This window comes from Chitinivibrionales bacterium, assembly GCA_014728215.1.
GTDB lineage: Bacteria > Fibrobacterota > Chitinivibrionia > Chitinivibrionales > WJKA01 > WJKA01.
The window spans coordinates 25,122-43,617 of record WJLZ01000092.1 but is presented as its reverse complement, the minus strand read 5'-3'; the positions used below and the strand labels follow the sequence as shown (position 1 = coordinate 43,617).

Sequence of the window (18,496 nt, the reverse complement as noted above, 5' to 3'; positions counted from 1 at the left end):
ATCGTACACTGTTGCAAGGAAAGGAGCCTGATGCAATCCCCCCAAACCAATGTGGTACAGCGGCCCCAGTGCGATCCAGTAATGAAATAGGTCGACTTTATGGCCCCTCATAAGGAAAGGTATTGTGAAAAGATCTGATTTCCAGCCTCCCTTTCGACAGGGAATCCAGGTGCAGGGAATGGATCGTAATGGTTCCGGTACTTTATCGATATCTCCCCAGATATAAAGCGATATATCCGGTATCTCATCGAATATCGCCCGGGCAGACCGGAGTACATATTGTCCAACTCCCCGTTGGCCGTAACCATAGGAGAACAGACGGAAATCCCATAAAATCCTCATGATCCTATTATGCTTTCATAATGTGAAACAAGTGTTCTCGCCATCGATGGATAACTGAACGCTTTGTTGTATTCATTCAACGCTTCAAATTTTTCTTCACGAAAGTCTCTATCGACAACAACATGTTTAATCTCCTTAATAATCTCATTGCTGTCGTTATTCACCACTACGCAAAGGGGATATCGTTGGATGATCTCTTCAATAAACTCAAGCCTGACGGCAATAATCATTTTCTTCATGCCAATGGCCGTGGCCAGGCTTTCCGAGGAACTTCTGGTCTTGAAAAATGCACAGTAGATATGCGCCTCTTTCATGAGACGGTCCCGTTCTTCATCTGAAATCCAGCCGGTGACAGTAAATTGATCTTGCCAGTGACGGCACGCTATTTCCGAGTTCAAATGCTCAAGTAACCCCCGATCTTCTTCTCTCCGAACTCCCCCGATCCAGGTAAAAGTCCATTTCTCACCCAGGCCTTCGAGGACCTTGAACAGAAGCTCATAATTAAAATTCGGATTGATAAAACCGGTTGAGACCAGACGCAAAGGTCCGGATTTGTCGCAGGAAAATATTCCCCTCTGTATTTGCTGTTGAACCGGGTAGGGGATTACTCGTATCAGATGTGCGCCTGCACCTTTTTCGATAAGTATCTCCTTTTGAAAACGAGAATGTACCAGAAGAGAACGGGCATAAAAATTTGCAGCCCGGTGTTCCCGGAAGGCGGTTTGCAAAGGGTGCCGATAATCATACAACAACTGTTTCAACCACTTTATAATCCAATTCCCCTGCAACTCTTCACGGGGGAAAACTCCGGGGAAACGACGGTATATCTCATGCAGTGTAACAACGACCGGCACAGTAATCCTTGAGCAAACTTCGTCATATTTAACATCTTTACCCCGCACAAATAATGATGTCTCATACTGGATGTGCACAATGTCGCAACTATTAAGGAGCGAGAAACAATTTTGATCAGCCGGTATCTCACTGATATCAACAGCCACGACATCAACCAGACCTTCCAGCACATCAATATACTTATGGGAATAAAATGAAATTCCACATCGTTTATTTTTCGGAAATACCCATCCAACTTTCATATATCATGCGCTCCGCTGATATAACCCATCATTTCATCGTTATCGGCCCAACGTTTCGTCGAACCGTCCCTGCACTCAAGCCTGTGGCCAACCCGGTCAATCCGGCTGCTACAATCGATTTGCTGTGCGAATTCCGCTTTCGTGAAAAGTATTCCAGGTCATATTTCTGTTTATTCAGAAACCCGGCAACCGCTTTCAAAGAGACATTCTTTGCAAAACAGAGCGCCCGGTTGTAAAACTGATTGAAGTAAAATTCGGCACTGCTCTTTTCGGAACGGCACCCCCCTGTTTTTTCGAGAAAATGGTCGATATGCATGGATGACGTAAAGAATATTTTACCACCCTTTCTTTTCAATCGAAGCGCAAAATCGATCTCTTCAAAATGCGCGTTTCCCCTGAACCACGAATCGAACAGCACCGACCTGAATGCCGAGCGCTTAATGGATGCATGTCCTCCCGGAAACCCGGTAATTTCTTCATCCCGGCAGAGTGCATAATCGCAAATATAGGTAAGGGTTGCCGGATCAAATTCAACAACCCGCTCTCTGGTACCACGATTGTTTGCATCACGAACCTGGCCTGCAATCACCGAATACCGGGGAAAACATTCATGCAATTCCATATGCCTGCTTACACATCCGGCCGAAGGGACACAATCATCATCAAAAAACAGAACCACCTTTCCCTTTGACGCATGTATACCCCTGTTTCGGGCCCGGGGAAGACTTGGTTCTTTTTGAACGAGAAGCTTAACTCTTTTATCGCTCACATCCAATGTGTTTTCATCCTGCTGCACGATAATGAGCTCGCACTTTTCGGGAAAGTCACTCAGGAGCCGGTCGATAAGTTCGGTTACCTGCCTTTTTCGCCTATAGGTAGGAATAATTACCGACATCTCCGGAACTACACCGCTTTCCGAATAATTGTTTCCCTTTTGAAATCGATCCGCATGGTAATGCATTGTATTTTTTCATTCCGCCTTTTTCATCTGTGCGAAGCAGGAACCGCCACCCTTCAGTCCCAGAACAAGTTCGCACCGATTGGATACTGCATTAATAACTCGGAGTATCCCGCCAAGTAATGGAAGTCTTTTTATTGAAGCAAACAACAATGTTATTATCGCAGCGCAATGCCATCTGCTTTTTTTAAATACAGGATAATATTTTTCGGGATATCCCAGGAGCCATCCTGCAATTCCCGCGGGGCTGAAAAATGAATAGAGCAAAAATCGTTTTTTGTACTCTCTATACAGTTCATGGGAATGGCGGAGACAAAAGTGACCGTCCTGCAGTGCAAGGAGGTCTTTTCCGTGAAGTTTGATAAGGCTTTTATCAGGCCATCGATCACGGTAATCTGCACATTCACTGTGCATAAAGAGATGCCCTCCCGGTTTGACCACCCGCCCGGCTTCATCAAGCACCATCCCGGGATTGTCAACATGCCCGAGGGCATCGATAGAATACAGATGATCGAAAACATTTTGTTTAAAGGGAAGCGTGGTCATATCTGCACATACCCGGAACATGTTCCGGCAATCCCGCAATGCATCAAATGACCAGTCAAGTGTTACAATAATACATTTTTTTCTTCCAAGCAACCAGTATGCATAAGCGCCATTACCGGAACCAAGATCAAGAATGAGGCTGTTTTCCGATGCGACTTTCCCAACATTATCGACTCCACGCCGTTTAAAGGAAATAAGGTTCCACACCAGTCGAAGGAATACATTTTTCGTATTAGAAATTCGAGTATTCCATTCTCCATGCCGATGCTTTGCACTGGAGAAAGCTCGTTTGTCTGGTGATCCCATGATCTCGATCAATCGGTTTTGGATTTGTAGTAATGATAATAATATTTATAATAGCCGTATGAAGAATACCGATGAGCGAGGTCGATATCGTTGAGTACCGCACCAACAATTTTTGCGCCTACGTTTCTCAGATTCTGTACTGCTCTGGAGGCGATTTCTCTATCGGTATGATGTGATTTTACCACGAGTAGTGAAGCATCTACTTTGGTACTCAGTAAGGATGCGTCGGTGACGGCGACCACAGGCGGCGTATCGAAAAATATGATGTCGAAATGCTTCTTGAAATATTCGATATGCTGAATCATCCGCTGGGAGCCGATCAATTCCGCCGGATTCGGTGAAAAAAGCCCGGCGGTACATACAAAGAGATTTTCTTTATCGGTGGTGCGTACAACAGCATCATAGTCAAAATGCTCTGCGAAAAGTTCGGTAAATCCGGGTTCACGTCTCATGTTGAAAAGATGGTGCAGTATTGGGCGGCGCAGATCGGTATCGATAAGAAGTGTTTTTCTTCCAAGCTGTGCATTTGCCATGGCCAGATTTGTAATAGTCAATGATTTCCCTTCTGAAGGACCGGCTGAAGTGAGCAGAACGGTTTGAAGGGGCTTATCGGGACTTACAAAAGACAAATTTGTTCTGAGAGAGCGATATGCCTCGGTAATAATCGATTCATCACCGGAAAAATTGAGAAGCTGTTTGGGATACTGGGTAACCGACACCTTTGTTTGCTTTTTTGATGACCGGCGTTTGATTTCCTTCTCATTTCTTTTTGAATAGGTGATATGAGGGATCGTGCCTAATACCGAAATTCCCAGATACCGCTCGACATCGTCATTGGATTTGATAGTTGTATCGTTATATTCGACAAAAAATGCCAATCCCAAACCGAGTGAAAGCCCCAGGATAACCCCCAGGATATAATACCGCTTTTCATTTTTGGGTATGGGACGTTCGGGCATCCGGGGAGCATCGACAATTTTTATCCCTGCGGTTCCCGATGCGCTTTTAAGCCGTTCTTCTTCCGCTTTTTTTATAAGGAAATCGTAAATACGTCCGTAGTTTTGTTTTGTCAGCCTGAGCCTTTGAAGCTCCAGCGATTTGTTTAAAATATTCGGGTTTCCTTTTTTGTAATTATCGATAGCATTCTTATACGATTCCAGTTTACGCTTGAATAGATCGAGATCCGCTTCTTTATTCAGAACCGATTTCCGCAATTCTTGCCACGAACGGATCATTCGGGCATTGACCCTTGGTGCACCTTCAGGTTTTTTATATTGCAGAAGCTGCTTTACCACTTCGTTAATCTCCCGGTCGATAGTTGAGATCCCCGAGAGCCGAATACCAAGATTTTCCAGCCTCATTTTTTCTTTTTCAAGTTCACTCAGTTTCGAGCGTAGCTTCAGATATTCCGGCGAGCGCTTGGACTCCTTAGGAGCGATTTTTGCCTCCAGGCGTCTCAATTGCTTTTTCTCCGCATCCAAATCGGCTTCTTTCAGCCCCAGCTGGGCAAGTTTATCGGCATAGGCATTTTGCAAGGTCCGGAGTTCCGGTGTGGCACCTTCAAGAATCTCTCCGGTTTTTTCTTTAAATGCCCGGTATTCATGCTCGGACTTTTCAAGATTCTTTTTGACAATGTCAAGCTGTTTATCGATCTCCACCACTGTGCGCCGGGCTTCTTCGGTAGCAACCTCCAGACACTGCTGCCTGAAAATGTCTGTGCCGATACCGGCGATAAAATACGCCAGTTCCTTTGTTTTTGCCCGTGCCGTGAATGAGTAAAAGGAAGTATAGGATGTTTTACGCAAAGTAATATTGTTCTGAATATATTCGAGTGCCCGATCTTTGGATATTTGATTGAATACCGAATTAAAGACATCAAATCCTATGCTGTCGAGTACCATTTCAAGATATGTACGACTGTTGAGAATCCCCTGATAGAAACTCAAGGACCGTCCGCTCCCGAAATTCATTGCCTGGCTTATCAATGTATTATTTTCTTCAATAACCAGCGTCGAATTTGACTGAAAAATATCTTCAATTCTAGAAACGTACCAGGCAGCAGAAAGGGCGACAGAAAAAAAAGCCACAAGTATTATCCATTTTCTTCGGACCAGAAGTGCCAGATAATCCTTTAGATGGGCCCCTGATTTGAAGCTGGCTATATTTGTAGAAACGGGATTTTTCACTTATTGAAAACTCCACTGAATGTCTGAACCGTTACAATAAACAAAAGTGTATTATTGAGAATTGTCAATAGGGTGCGCCAGTCAAACCATTTTGCATAAACGATAATAACATCGCTCTCGGCAACCATCGGGATATCATCCATGGCTCCTTTATCTATATACCCCTTGAGATCGACCACTTCCTCCATGGTTTTTCCATCATGCTTGAACAGCCTCCGTACCCGTGAGAGGTCGGCTTTTTCCGAAGGACCGCCTGCAAGGTAGACGATTTCAAATAGATTGACATCTTCCTGCAGTTCAAAAAACCCCGGCTTTCTGACTGCGCCGATCACCTTTACTTTTGTCGAGCGCTCCTTTGTAAGAAGTAAAATCCTATCCTCATTGAGAATCCGTGGTAATTCGGATACATTACCCTTATCGAGGAATTCTTCCAGATTGAAGAATATTGCTTCGTTATCGGAACCGTCTTTTCTGACAATCTTGATCTTTTTAAGATCTGCATATTTGGTCGGTCCCCCTGCCTGGACAATAACTTCCTGAAGCGATACCCCTTGATAGGTAGCAAGCGGCCCCGGCGATCCGATCTGGCCAAGGACAGTTACCCTAATATCGGGATTTTCGACTATCTGTATTGAAACAAGCGGATTGTCAACATATTTTGCCAGACGAATAGTTAATTCATTCATCAATTCGAGTGTACTGATATTTATTATCGGCTGATCGACTAAAAGGGGGTAATCGATAGTCCCGTCATCCATAACGACATATTGACCGGAAAACTCTTCACTGCCAGGAACTGATATTTCTAAAACATCACCGACTTTAATAATCGAGCCGTACAAAAAACTGGTCGCAATCAGTAGAATAAGAGGAAACGTTTTTATTTTCATAACACCTCATCAGGATGCAGTGGCAGACTGCATGGTTATGCGGGACTGAAAACAAAGGGATAGGTCACCGTGACATCCCCATCGGAAATAGGATCGAATCTCCACATTTTCATTTTTCTTGAAATATCCCGCGCCAGATCCTTGCTGCCGGTCGTATTTTCGAGAATTTGTACTTCGATAATTCTTCCAGCAGCAGCAATAGTGAACCGGACAGTTATTTTTCCGGCGAGTCCCGGATTCCTCTTCAAGTACTTTTCATAACTCATGCGGATACTGGTCTTATGTGACCCCACGACTCTGTTTATCGCACCGTTGTCACGCTTGGCATTTGATGATGCCGCACCTTCAATACTTTCCGGACGCTGAATTATGAAATTACCTTTCTTTGTCAATTCTGTGGTTTTTGCCATTCCAATGCTTGCCACCAGATCTCCGATATCTTCCTTATGAGCAATGGCGACATCCTTACTTTTAACCAGTTTCTTATCGAGCACATCCACATTTGAAGCCCGTTTGAGGCCGGTCATGCTTTCGAGCGCTTTATCCAGATCCTGATTTCTTTCTTTCCTTGTTCCCTGTAAGGCATCGACTACGGCCGGTCCTTTTCCACCAACGCCGGTGAGCATACCCAGTACACCCACTGTTCGAATCTTTTTCTCCACCTGCGCAGCACGGCGAGCGACCTGTTTTTTTGCGGCAACCCGGGCTGCTTTTTTTTCTGCCGGTGTTGTGCTCTTTTCCGGAATATTCTCATCGGGTTGTGCCTCCTCGGCAGCTTTCGTTTCCTGAATAGCCGGCTTCGCCGTCGTCGCCTCCTTGGGTAACGGCTTCTCTATAATCAATTTCACAAAACGATCGGGTATCTTTTCGATTTCTACCCGGGCTTCAGCCTGAATTTCCTTCTGGTCAAGAACATACACCAGAATACCGTGAATAAGAAGTGATATAATCGCAACTATAAAAAAGCGGAAATCAATCTTACTCCACAGCGTTCCGCGAACCTGCTTTACCAACGATTGATCTATCGCCATCGAGCCTGCACTCATGACGACAACATTGGGCTGACGGTCCACGACTTACTCCTCTTTCCTTCTGACAGCCAACGAGAAATTGGTATATCCCTGCTGTCCGCAGGTGTACATTATCTTTTTTAACAGCCTGAAACGAATTCGCTTATCTCCCTGAATGGTTACGTCACCGGTAAACTTCGTTTTTGTCGAATACTGCTCGATCTTTTCAGTTGTCTGCCTTCGCCGACGCAGCCATTCCTCGAGCTGGGGTATAATAAGATCGTTTGTACTGAGCACCTGGTCCACGTCGGCAAGCTGAGCATCTTCGGCAAGAATGTACTTATTGTTTACCATAATTACGACATTCAGCTCAGGACGTTTATGGGCGGATGATTCCGGCAGTTCGAGATTTTTCGATAGAGTAATAATCTCTCCTTCAGCCGAAAAACTTTTCAAAAGATATACCAGAAGAATGGTCATGACATCGATAAGTGATGTCAACTGGGGCTTGATCCCTTTCATCTTCTTTTTTGTTCTGGCCAGCCCCGGATGTTTCTGGCCCGATTTGGATACAGGAAAACTCATCCGATCTCTCCAGACAGGCCGATGTCGGGAAATTGCGATTCCCGGCATACATCCATGAATTTTATAATGTCATCATAAAGAATGTCCGAATCCAATACCAAAACCACGCTTTTCTGTGAGGGGTATTCAAATTTAATCGCCTTCAACATTACCCTCAGCTGCTGAAACTGATACTGCCCCCTGACGCGGGGCACCAGGTCGAGTTTCTTACCGGTGCCTACAATCCTGAACCCTTTTTCCGTAACCACAATCGATATATCCAGCTCTTTAATTTCCTGATTACTCTGTTGGTCGCTTTCTTCCGATGTAGAGGGAGGGAGAGAAAAATCAATAATTGCTATCTGGGTAAATACCGCCATGGAAACGAGAAAGGGAATCAGAACCATGAAGAGATTCATGACCGGCGTAACATCCAGTTCGATCATTTCGGTATCGTTTCCGACCGCTTTCTCTACCCGCCGCGTGGCAGGGAATGCTTTTTTCTGCTGCATATCGTTATCCATCGATATATTCCCATTATATTAATGACGGCGTTGAGCAAAGAGAAAGTTCAGAATCCGGACTGAACTCTCGTCTATTTCTTCAATAATCCCGTTTGACTTTGAGCCTAAAATCGAGAACATAATCATACAGGGAATGGCAACCATAAGTCCCATCGCCGTAGTATTCATCGCCATTGCAATACCCTGTGCCAGAACAGTAGCCTTTTGTGAGGGATCCGCTGTTGCCAGGGCACCGAATGCCTGCTGCAAACCAAAGATTGTTCCCAGTAACCCCATGAGTGTCGAAATGTTTGCAAAAAGGGAGAGATAATGGGTCCGCCGGTTGATTCGGGGGAGTTCCCGGAGAGCGATTTCATCAACGGCGTTCTGTATCTCCTGATCCGGCTCCTGCTGCTGAAAATGCCACAATGCGCTTTCCAGTATAACTGCCAATGGATTTTTCATCTTTGCGCAAAGTTGACGGGCTTTTTCGAGCTCGCCGTTACGGACCATTCTCGTAACCTGGGTCAAAAGCATCTTTGCATTTACCCGGCAATGGATATAATAGTAGTAAAGCCGTTCGAATATAATTGCCAGTGCAAATGCAGATACCCCTGCCAGCAAGTACATCCACATCCCGCCTTCTTGAAAAAATCTGGCAATGACTTCCATGACGCCTCCTTGAATGGTGCCGCTCTTAGTGAAAAATACCTCTATTAATGGTATTCTATTGTACGCAATAATTCAACTATTATGTATATCAACGAATTAAACAGCACCATCGTTTCACACACAGTTTTGCTCTCGATAATTATCAGGGTACTTCCACCGGTTCAAAGGGAAGTGATTCCATGAGTTCTTTCTTAAAGGACCGCTCAAAATCAACCTCACGATAGTGAGGTTTTTCTTTCGGTAAAAATATGACCACTTGAGGTTTTTCCACTTTTCCTTTGATTTTTACCCCAACAGTAAAAGTAATCGTCCCGGGAGCATCAATCCGGTAACCTGTTTCCGAGCGGGAACGCTCTTCTTCCTGAGCAGATCCCGGATTAAAGATCCCAAACAGCAAAAATGCCAGTGCAAATAAATAAATTGGTCTCATTACTGATCCGTGGAATCCTTTTCTTTTTCGGGTGAAAAATTTTCAATAAAATCGAATATATACACACTTTCTTTAATTTTCTCCGGATCCAATGGTTCATTGGTTCCAGGTGGAAGAGGAATATATTCATGATCGGTTACATTTACTTCAAGATAGGGTATGAACCCATACATTGTATTCGACTGCTTTTCGGCATGAACGGCAAAAACATTTTTTCCCTCCCTGACCATCCCCGTAACCGTATACTTCCGTGCCTTTTCAAATGAAACAGTCTGTGAAGAATCGACCGGCAGTTTATTTTCATTAAAATAGATGTCAAAAGGGCCGATCCCCGCCGCATACAAAGTAGCCTCATGAACAGGCTCCCTGACATAAAATTTCCTGCGCAAATAAAGCTGGGATGCCGGCTTATAGGTACCCCTTTCATCAGGGTCTCCCTTTCCGATCCACATTGGAGGAGGCACATCTGCAGGGAAGCCGGACACAACGATCGAATCAGGTAGTGATGTTTTCTGGACTTTCAACCAGTCGTTGTCTTTTGTATCCAGGAGCCGCCATCCCTCGATTGAATCGACTAAACACTTCCACTGAGGCCCGGAGGTAATATGTTTTGTCGCGACTTTCTCTCTTTTCACCCCATAATCCTCAGGATAATTCTGGTATAATCTGACATAGGCATCGACAACATACTTTCCCGATGCAAAATTCTTTTCGGCATAATCAAGTACAGTTTTGTATATTTCCAGGGCCTGTTCCTGAAATCGAAGGCCCACTTCTTCAAATTGAACCTTGTATTCTTCCTTTTCAACCTCATCGGCATCAGCAGGATAGGGAGGATTATTAAAGGATTGCAGAAAAAGCAGATCATAACATCGCCCCCGGGTAAAAATGACTCTGGCAATGTCCTCCCTGCTTTTTTTAATGTAGTTATCTTCAAGTTCATAAGCATCGGCGATTTTAAGAACTTTGAGAAAATTGTTCAATGCCTGATCTTCGTAGGATTCGATCTGCTTGAGTAGCTTTGTCTTGTAAACAAACTTTTCATAGGCATCAAAGGATTGTGGGACGGGAGCTTCGCGGGCAATTTTTGTTACTTCAGCATAGGTTTCGCCAACGGTATAAGCTACCTTTGTTATCAGGGTGGCGGCTTCATGATAAAATTTATCGGCTTCATGATACTTGCTTCCCATTTCAAGACTTTTCAGAAAAAGATCGATTGCCCGTTCCTGGAAAGGAGCAATTTTCTGGAGGGTTTCGAGTTTCCGGGCAATAAGTGCGAAACCGGTAAGATTCTGTGATTTTTCTATTTTACCGAGTATCTCGGTAAGGTGGAGATAATTTTTTCCTGCAGATAGGGGAAGGAAAGTCAACTTTTTTCGTGAAGCAAGTATGTATTTATCTTCATTTTTTTCTTTTACTCCCAGCTTTACATTTTCCTCGTGATAGTGAAGGGCATTCTCCACAAAATTTTCATCGATTGCTCTGGCAATTCCCAGTTCAAGGGCAAACCGCTCATCCATCGACATATTCTCCGGCCGTTTTTGTTTCATCACTCCTATGGCAAAATCTTCGTATACCTGCCCTATCTGAAAAATTGAGCGTGTTGTCCATTCAAATATTTTATACTGAATTGTTTTTGAATATCCGGTAATAGCTTCATCGAGAAAACGGGATTTCGATCTTATCTGTTTGCGGTACAGACTTTCAGGAAAGGAAAGGGCGACCTTTTTCATATTCTCGTGATATATTTCCGCCAGAGTGAACTGGGCTTTAGCGGCATAGTATTTATTAACCGTGCTTGGATTCCTCAAACGGTCAAATGTGGTTACCGCCTTTTTGAGCTGCTCCACCGCTTCCCTTTCTTTTTCCTGCATATAGAGAGCGACACCCACCATACATTGGGCCTGTACAATCCGATCGACATCATTACCGAATCGCTTCGAAAATTCCTGGTTGACACGAGTGACACTTTCCCAGTCCTTCAGTTTGCCGTAAATTTCACCCGCACGAAAGAGAACATCGGCAGCATCTTCGGACTTCGGGAACAATTGGGCCATTTTTTCGAATGTAGCGGCAGCTTCCGGAAGCTTGTTTGCATTTTCAAAGCTGAATCCGGCATTATACAACGCAGCCGGCGCCATTTCCGATGTCGGATGGCCCGCCACTACCCGAAGGTACATCTCCCCGGCGTTTTCCCACTGCATAAGTTTTTCATAACACTTTGCAGACCTAAACTTGGCCTTTGGTAATAGTCGTGACGATCCATATTTTTGTGAAAGACGCTGGTACATCAATGCGGCGTGCGACCATTCTGTCTCTTTCTCGTATGATAGCCCTGCATTGAAAAGTGCTATATCCGCAATTTTTGAATCCGGATATTCCATTGCCACACGTTCGTACTGTTCTGCAGCTTTCTTGTAATTCTGTTGCTTTTCGTAGGACTCGGCCATGCGGAAAATCGATTCTGCTATTCTGGCAACCGCCTCCTCCTTGTCGCCTCCTTCACCGGCAATGTCCTTCAACTTGCGATACCATACCTGTGCTTTATCAAATTGCTTCTCTTCATAATAGGCCTGGGCAATCATTCTCACCGCATTAACCACTTCATGACTCTCGGGATATTTATCAAGCAGTTCTTTGTAATATTTTCTGCTTTCCGAAAACAATTTATTGTTGTAGAGAACCGAGGCTTTTAGACCGAGCACCTCCGGAATTTTCTGATTATCGTGATTAACAGCAAGGTAATTATCACAGGCCTTGATCATCAACTGTGATGCGTTCGTAAGTCCCGGTTGTCCCAGAGAATCCTTCTCATCACCGGCTTTGTATCCGCTCTGTTTTGAGCTGTCCGAAATGTCTTGAGCAACGCTGTCTGTATGTGCAGCCATCCTCCTGTCAACTTCCTGGCCGGAATCTTTTCCCTTCATCGACGAAGCACACCCCCCTATCATACTGAAAGTGTACAAACAAAGGATTATACCGACACACCGGATCACTTCAACCGCTCCTGCTCTAACCGCAACAGATTTTGTGATGCAACAATCGCATTCCATGCCGCAGTTTCTTTATATTTACTGTTCGGATATCTCCGTGATACGGCCATATATTCTTCCGCCGCGTTCAGATAATCACCCAGGGAAAACATGATCTCAGCATAATTGTAATGGCATTCATTGGCTCGAGGAGACTGGGGATAATTCCGGATAAAGGCATCATAGGATTCCATAGCATCATGGTAGGTTGCCGCATCATTGTTTTGCAACGCCATCTGATGCCGGCTTATGGCAGCATCATAGAGAACTTCACGGGCAAGACTATCCCCTCTGGCAATTGCTTCCTGATCGTTCTGTATTGCCGCCCAGGTTCCATTCCTATTGTATTGCTTGAAATAATCCACTTTCATCCGGTTGATTTGCGATGTGCTCTTTTTATTTTCAAGCACCGCAAGAAGTTCCTTTTCGACGACCGGACTGGAAGGATGGTTCGGAAACATGGTCATTACTGTCCGGTATGCCTTCTCAGCCATGTCATGGCGGCCCTGGTCTTTATAGACACTTGCCAATCGATGAAGAATATCTCTGCCTTGGGCATTGTTGCCGAACCGTTCAATAAATTTTGCGGCGCGCTCGAGTCCTTTTTCTCCGGTAATATCCGCTTCACTGAAACTGATGGCGATGTAATCCATGGATTCTTTCTCAAGAATCGATTTTCCGCTTTCGGTTCTCTTTCCCAGATCAACCAGGGCCAGAAAGGAACTAATCGCCTTTTCGGGATTTGATTGGCGATATTGCGACCAAGCATATTTATACAACGCCTCATCAAACCATCTACTCTCAGGATAATTCATAACCTGCTTGTATGCTTCAGTAGCCTTTTTCAATTGGGCGTTATCAAACGCATGCTCACCGATATACATCCATGCCTGAGGAGCATACCTGCTTTGGGCATATTCCATGGCAACAGACTCCATCTGGTCAAGAGCTTTATCATAGATGCCCATATCGTTATAGCACCAGGCAAGACTGTATTTTACGGCGGGAATTAACGGGTCATCAGGATAATTATCAATTACCATTTTAAATTGCTCTATACTTGCGCTATGATAATGGGCATCGGGCGGTAAGGGTTCTACCGGCTTTTCCAGAATCTCTCCCTTGCGGAACAAAGCAAGAAGGCTGTCATAGGCAAGTGCCTGCCTTTCATATTCCCGGTATAATTCTGAAAATTGACGATTTTCATAACTATAATACTGCTCACCCAGATGATATCTGATATAGGCTTCATCGCTGCTGTTGAGCGGAAGAGTCAGCACCGATAAACAGATATCTCTTATTTCTTTATACCGTTTTTCATTCAGATATTCTTCATGACTCACCAGGGAATCCATCATTGTGCCGTAACGAATCTTTTTCCGCTTATATTCCGCTACTGCGATACGGTCTTTTTTATCGGGCCGTTTTTCCAACTGCTTTTCTGCATATTTTACCTTTTCCTTTTTCCACTCGAGACTTTCTAATTCCCATCGATAGCGGTCGATTTGCGTTTCCGCAGATAAATAGGAACTCTCTGTAACCAGCGATTTTATTTTTTCCACATCCCGCTTTGCATACATATATGCTTTCTTTTTTTCGATTGCATTGGTGCTTTTTTCTTTTACCGCCAGCATCAGAGAAACGAGCTGGTGAAGTAATTTTTCACGACGAACCGAAAAAGTAGCCTCCTGGAAAGTTCCGGTTGTATAGTAATGCTCTACCATTGAACATATTGCCAGGGCATTTTTATAGTGTGACGCTATCTCTTCAATACTTTCTTTTGGCGCACTTCGTATCTCGTTGAGCATATGTCGAGTTTCTTTTACAGCATCGGCTAACCGCTCTTTCTTTGCCCCACCGCCATTTGCTCTAACCATTTTTCTTTGCAGATCTTCATGCAGCCGGCCCAGATTTCTCTCCTGCTTATCAAGGTACTGCAATTTTTTCCACTCATACTCTGCCTTATTGACATAACGTTCGGCAAGAATAAGGATCGCCTCCACAGCATTGGGATTATCAGGGCTCTGGTTTATCAATTTTCGTAAGCTTGTTTCCGCTTTGCCATATTTTTCGAGTTCTATGTAGCACCAGGTCATACCGAAAAGACATTTTTCATAATTTTCTTCCTTTTCAAGAAGATCGAAATACAATGACAACGCCTTGTCATAGTTACCTGTTTCATAATTGACCTGAGCAATAGAAATAAGCATCCGGTCATAAGCCTTTTCATCCGATTCATTGAGGGGTTTGAATCGTATACCTCGTTCAAGTACCGATAAGGCCGTCTTGTAGTCGCCGGCTTTAATAAATGAACGTGCCAGGGTATGCATAACATGAAACATTCCAGGAGCATCCTGAGCCGCCAGTGCAGCAAGCCGGGCAGCATCGAAAGGGCCGTCGGATTTCAATCCGCTTTCCATTGTTAGCCAGAGAACAGTATTCCTGTTCCTTCCCGTTAAGGTCAAAAAATCGAATGAGGATGCCCATTCCATTATTTCATTATATCGCTGTAATGCATACTTGCTCTGTACTGTATACAGAACCCGAGCGGCCTTGTACATGGTATTTGACGGGAGCGTTTGGGTCGTACTGATCGCTTTAATATACTGACCAGTTGCAAAATAGGAACGGGAAAGGAGAAGTGTCAGTTCATCGACAGCTTCTTTACTTTTATATCGGTTCAATAAAACCGGCAATTTGTTTACCGCAATATATGCCTTATTATTTTCGAGGTATCTCTTTATTTGATGGATCTCTATAAGGAACATTTCATCAACCTGCTGCTTTGTGCCGCGGTTAAACAATGTGTCTTTAATTATATTCAGCTCCGAATAGTATTCCTGTGACTGCAATCCGAGATTTGCTCTTATTATCTCCATGAATTCACCTTTGATACCCCGGGACTTGTGCATTTTTACAACCGGGATATCCATTTGCTCCATGGCATAATCTAAAAGCTCCCCGGTTTTGAACCAGATTCCATCGATACGATGCTTTATTTCCAGCATTTTATTTATTCGTTCAAAATCCCCCTCCTTGAGAGCCTCAAACATTTCCGGCACAGGTTGTCCAACAACCATCTCACGCAGTATCGCAATAGCATCGGCAAGTGGCGCCCGTAGTGCCTCAACCTCTTTGTGGATACTTTCATATTCCTCTTCGACTTGCTCTATTTTCTCGTCAAATACGATCAACGTTTCCTCATTTAATCCTGTCACCTGTAAAGGGAATAATTGCAAACTGCGAATATCACCGAGCACATCCCTTACATTCGACAATTCTCTGTTAAGAATACCGATTTTATACCATTCGGCTTCAAGACGGGATGCGAGGTTTTGTCGTACACGCCATTCGTCGGTCTGAGCTTCCCCGGCTGCAACATCAGGCAATAGCATGCTTACTATCGCAATGAATGCAATAGAGCGAAACAGATATGCCAAAGTACGGTGCTTCACGATTCCGTTATATTCCCTGCATTCGGTTGTACAGACAAAAATTCCCAATACATGAATGTCGTCTTGTTCTCCACAACGTTATTCTGCTTCCTTCTCTTTTAAAATTTCATTTTTTCGCCGTTGAATTTCTTCCAACCGTTTTTTCTTCTTCCTCTCTTCATCTTCAGTCTCTTCTTCTTTTTTCCGATCGGATTTCTTGCTGTTTTCAAGCATTTTCAAACGTTCATCAATATCAATTTTTCTACCACCCTTTCTATTCTTGAGCAGCAAAAACCTTCTTCTCATCTCAGCGCCCGTTTGACGGTACATAATCGGGAAAGAGAGCTGAGCCACAATTTTCCATTTTGCATACCAGGGGTCGAAAGGATCCTTGATACCTCGTACCTTTTCGTCGGGAAAATCATTGTGTAATCGCTGCCAATCTCCTTTATAGGTGATATCCGAACCCTGATTAGAACTTAAAAGCAGCGGCACCGCTGCATAGAGAACCATACCATTGTCATATCTGATTCTTCCTCCCAATGTTAAATACATGGGATTCTCCGAAAAAGCGACTTCAGATACCCGATATCCAGATGCCCAATTAATATCAAACTTCTTGGGTTTAAAAGAATTATTAACAAATCCCTCGTATGAAAATTCACAGAAAACGTCGGCATTTAACCCCGCATATATAATACCTATATCAAACAGGTACTGGGAATAGGGTAAAAACTGATCATCGAACGGCATTCGCAAACCAAGATTTACCATAATTTTAAATGGAAGCATACTGTAACGGGCCAGATAATCTCTGTCGTAAAGCAATTTCATTTCAAGATTGTGTTCACCATGCATAAAACCTTCGGCACAAAACCCCGTTCCGTTATCCATTCGATAGCCTGCAATCGATGCAAAACGGTTAATGAAATTGTAAAAGTATTTAACCTGAATGCCCAGGCCATGGTATCGCATATCCTTGTTATTTGGCATTGTGAACTTGGCACTCGCCCCCATATTCCCCATTTGAAGCCTTTCCACCAGCGGTTTCTTTACAGGTTCGGGATAAGAGACCGGCCTCATTTCAAAACCGATCGATGCAAAATTAATAAGGCCAAATTCTGATTGAATCTCGGGGAAGGGATAAAAGTTAGGGCTCCCGTTTTCATCCGGATTATCCCAGAGAAATCCTATGGCTCGGCCGGTTATCCACCAGTTCAGACGACCTGTCGTATTTGCGCTTACACACTGGTACATTCCCTCAGCCCTCGAACGTTTCTGCTGTCCTTGCATAGCCGGAAGCGACATACAAAAAGCCAGCAGCATTATAATGGTACCTGCAGGTGCGGGGAATAAAATGTCGCGGCTTCTCTTATTCATCTTTGTTTTCCCCGCTCTTATTGTCCTCGAGTTCGATTTCATGCAGAATTGCTTCTATTTCGGCCATTTTTTTCTGGATTGCTTTGCGCTGTTTTATAAGCTCATTCTGTTCCTTCTTATACTCGAACGATTCCTTGCCTTCAAACATAGTGCCTGTTTCAAAACTGAATCCCTTGAGATAATCTTTTTCTTCCTTTATGTTCTTTGCCAAAGCATCCTGCGACTCTTCTTTTTGTTCTTCCATAAAAACAAGAGTCCGTATAGCTTCGGTATTAGTTTCCCTGAAATAAACCGGGGCCTCAAGCTTGATCGATAACCCCAAAAGACCGGGCTTTAATCCGTCATGCTTTTTTACTTTCTGGAAAAAGGTAAACCTGAATCCGCCTACAATGCTGAATCGATGTAAAAAACGATACCGCCCGCCGGGTTCAAGCCAGGAATATATTTGCTCGTATCGATCATCTCCTTTATTATTGTTCAATCGATGTCCTTTCTCCTTATAAAGACCTAATCCGCCATTTACAAAAAGACTATGCTTATACATTTTCCACTCCACTCCCCACAGCATACCTATTTGATGGTATTTATGCAACAGCTGGGGATCATCGGAAAAACTGAATGCCAGATATGATTTAAGCGGCAGTGTTTTCCATCGTGAAAGCCAGTCGATATCAACCAGCAGGGATGGAAAAAGGTGGGGATGATAATCGGGTTTGCTGGAGTCTGCAGTCAGGCTGATCGTATCGATTGAGGTGGCTAGAAAAAGATCAGCCAGAAGTGCTACGTTAACAAAGCGCAATTTATCATTACCGGGAACCGTTGCCTGCAGATGAGCTTCTATGGGACCGAGTCCTTTATCGCCGACAGGGACCATCAGTCCGGAAAACTGCAATATCCCGCCGATCCCGATCTGACCGCCAATTTCCGGCTCAAATCGAAAACCGTCCGATCCATACAGAATACTGCTCTGAATAAATGCGGTAATATTGCCGTTGCCCGTAACATTAGCAGCGGGAATCGAAAGCGTGCCTTCATTACGCCCCCGCTTGACCGCCATGGTTGCCTGCCCCGCAACCGATAGGGCAATGATCAGAATTGGATAAATGACTTTTCTGAGAATGCTCATATGCAATCTATTATCATCCA

Annotated in this window: 14 protein-coding genes; all 14 read right to left on the bottom strand. The window is 44.1% G+C overall.

Annotation, left to right across the window (positions count from 1 at the left end):
- Window positions 1-338: 338 nt before the first annotated feature.
- The 14 genes from GF401_07295 to GF401_07230 all read right to left on the bottom strand — a co-directional run bounded on the left by GF401_07295 (window position 339) and on the right by GF401_07230 (window position 18,476).
- Window positions 339-1,439 (bottom strand): hypothetical protein, encoded by a 1,101-nt coding sequence (locus tag GF401_07295; protein MBD3344852.1) that lies wholly within the window; start codon window positions 1,437-1,439, stop codon window positions 339-341.
- 28 nt (window positions 1,440-1,467) lie between these two features.
- The gene (locus GF401_07290) at window positions 1,468-2,400 is read right to left on the bottom strand and encodes a glycosyltransferase (GenBank protein MBD3344851.1); all 933 of its coding nucleotides are present in this window, start codon (window positions 2,398-2,400) and stop codon (window positions 1,468-1,470) included.
- Window positions 2,401-2,409: 9 nt separating this feature from the next.
- Window positions 2,410-3,249 (bottom strand): methyltransferase domain-containing protein, encoded by an 840-nt coding sequence (locus GF401_07285; GenBank protein MBD3344850.1) that lies wholly within the window; start codon window positions 3,247-3,249, stop codon window positions 2,410-2,412.
- A gap of 8 nt (window positions 3,250-3,257) precedes the next feature.
- Window positions 3,258-5,435, bottom strand: coding sequence for a polysaccharide biosynthesis tyrosine autokinase (locus tag GF401_07280; GenBank protein MBD3344849.1), 2,178 nt, complete (start codon window positions 5,433-5,435; stop codon window positions 3,258-3,260).
- Window positions 5,432-6,325, bottom strand: coding sequence for a hypothetical protein (locus tag GF401_07275; protein MBD3344848.1), 894 nt, complete (start codon window positions 6,323-6,325; stop codon window positions 5,432-5,434). The genes GF401_07280 and GF401_07275 overlap by 4 nt, the downstream gene beginning before the upstream one ends.
- A 35-nt stretch (window positions 6,326-6,360) precedes the next feature.
- Complete coding sequence (locus tag GF401_07270) at window positions 6,361-7,398, bottom strand: TonB family protein (protein ID MBD3344847.1); 1,038 nt, start codon at window positions 7,396-7,398, stop codon at window positions 6,361-6,363.
- Window positions 7,399-7,401: 3 nt separating this feature from the next.
- Window positions 7,402-7,968, bottom strand: a complete 567-nt coding sequence (locus GF401_07265) for a hypothetical protein (protein MBD3344846.1) — start codon at window positions 7,966-7,968, stop codon at window positions 7,402-7,404.
- Window positions 7,917-8,423 carry a hypothetical protein gene (locus GF401_07260; protein MBD3344845.1) on the bottom strand — a complete coding sequence of 169 codons (507 nt, stop codon included), beginning with the start codon at window positions 8,421-8,423 and terminating at the stop codon, window positions 7,917-7,919. Before GF401_07260 ends, GF401_07265 begins: the two co-directional genes overlap by 52 nt.
- A gap of 18 nt (window positions 8,424-8,441) precedes the next feature.
- Window positions 8,442-9,074: a MotA/TolQ/ExbB proton channel family protein gene (locus tag GF401_07255; GenBank protein ID MBD3344844.1), complete on the bottom strand. Its 633-nt coding sequence runs from the start codon at window positions 9,072-9,074 to the stop codon at window positions 8,442-8,444.
- Between the two features lie 142 nt (window positions 9,075-9,216).
- Window positions 9,217-9,504 (bottom strand): hypothetical protein, encoded by a 288-nt coding sequence (locus GF401_07250; protein MBD3344843.1) that lies wholly within the window; start codon window positions 9,502-9,504, stop codon window positions 9,217-9,219.
- On the bottom strand, window positions 9,504-12,557 hold the full coding sequence (locus GF401_07245; protein MBD3344842.1) for a tetratricopeptide repeat protein: 3,054 nt from the start codon (window positions 12,555-12,557) through the stop codon (window positions 9,504-9,506). The genes GF401_07250 and GF401_07245 overlap by 1 nt, the downstream gene beginning before the upstream one ends.
- Window positions 12,497-15,991: a tetratricopeptide repeat protein gene (locus GF401_07240; protein MBD3344841.1), complete on the bottom strand. Its 3,495-nt coding sequence runs from the start codon at window positions 15,989-15,991 to the stop codon at window positions 12,497-12,499. The genes GF401_07245 and GF401_07240 overlap by 61 nt, the downstream gene beginning before the upstream one ends.
- A 78-nt stretch (window positions 15,992-16,069) precedes the next feature.
- Window positions 16,070-17,350 (bottom strand): hypothetical protein, encoded by a 1,281-nt coding sequence (locus GF401_07235; GenBank protein MBD3344840.1) that lies wholly within the window; start codon window positions 17,348-17,350, stop codon window positions 16,070-16,072.
- Complete coding sequence (locus tag GF401_07230) at window positions 17,343-18,476, bottom strand: hypothetical protein (protein MBD3344839.1); 1,134 nt, start codon at window positions 18,474-18,476, stop codon at window positions 17,343-17,345. Before GF401_07230 ends, GF401_07235 begins: the two co-directional genes overlap by 8 nt.
- Between the last annotated feature and the right edge of the window lie 20 nt (window positions 18,477-18,496).

What these genes read in the sequence shown, in the direction of transcription:
- GF401_07295 (MBD3344852.1), bottom strand. Translation starts at nt 1,439, where the DNA reads ATGAAAGTTGGATGGGTATTTCCGAAAAATAAACGATGTGGAATTTCA.
- GF401_07245 (MBD3344842.1), bottom strand. Translation starts at nt 12,557, where the DNA reads ATGGAATGCGATTGTTGCATCACAAAATCTGTTGCGGTTAGAGCAGGA.
- GF401_07250 (MBD3344843.1), bottom strand. Translation starts at nt 9,504, where the DNA reads ATGAGACCAATTTATTTATTTGCACTGGCATTTTTGCTGTTTGGGATC.
- GF401_07275 (MBD3344848.1), bottom strand. Translation starts at nt 6,325, where the DNA reads ATGAAAATAAAAACGTTTCCTCTTATTCTACTGATTGCGACCAGTTTT.
- GF401_07230 (MBD3344839.1), bottom strand. Translation starts at nt 18,476, where the DNA reads ATGAGCATTCTCAGAAAAGTCATTTATCCAATTCTGATCATTGCCCTA.
- GF401_07265 (MBD3344846.1), bottom strand. Translation starts at nt 7,968, where the DNA reads ATGCCGGGAATCGCAATTTCCCGACATCGGCCTGTCTGGAGAGATCGG.
- GF401_07260 (MBD3344845.1), bottom strand. Translation starts at nt 8,423, where the DNA reads ATGGATAACGATATGCAGCAGAAAAAAGCATTCCCTGCCACGCGGCGG.
- GF401_07285 (MBD3344850.1), bottom strand. Translation starts at nt 3,249, where the DNA reads ATGGGATCACCAGACAAACGAGCTTTCTCCAGTGCAAAGCATCGGCAT.
- GF401_07255 (MBD3344844.1), bottom strand. Translation starts at nt 9,074, where the DNA reads ATGGAAGTCATTGCCAGATTTTTTCAAGAAGGCGGGATGTGGATGTAC.
- GF401_07290 (MBD3344851.1), bottom strand. Translation starts at nt 2,400, where the DNA reads ATGCATTACCATGCGGATCGATTTCAAAAGGGAAACAATTATTCGGAA.
- GF401_07235 (MBD3344840.1), bottom strand. Translation starts at nt 17,350, where the DNA reads ATGAATAAGAGAAGCCGCGACATTTTATTCCCCGCACCTGCAGGTACC.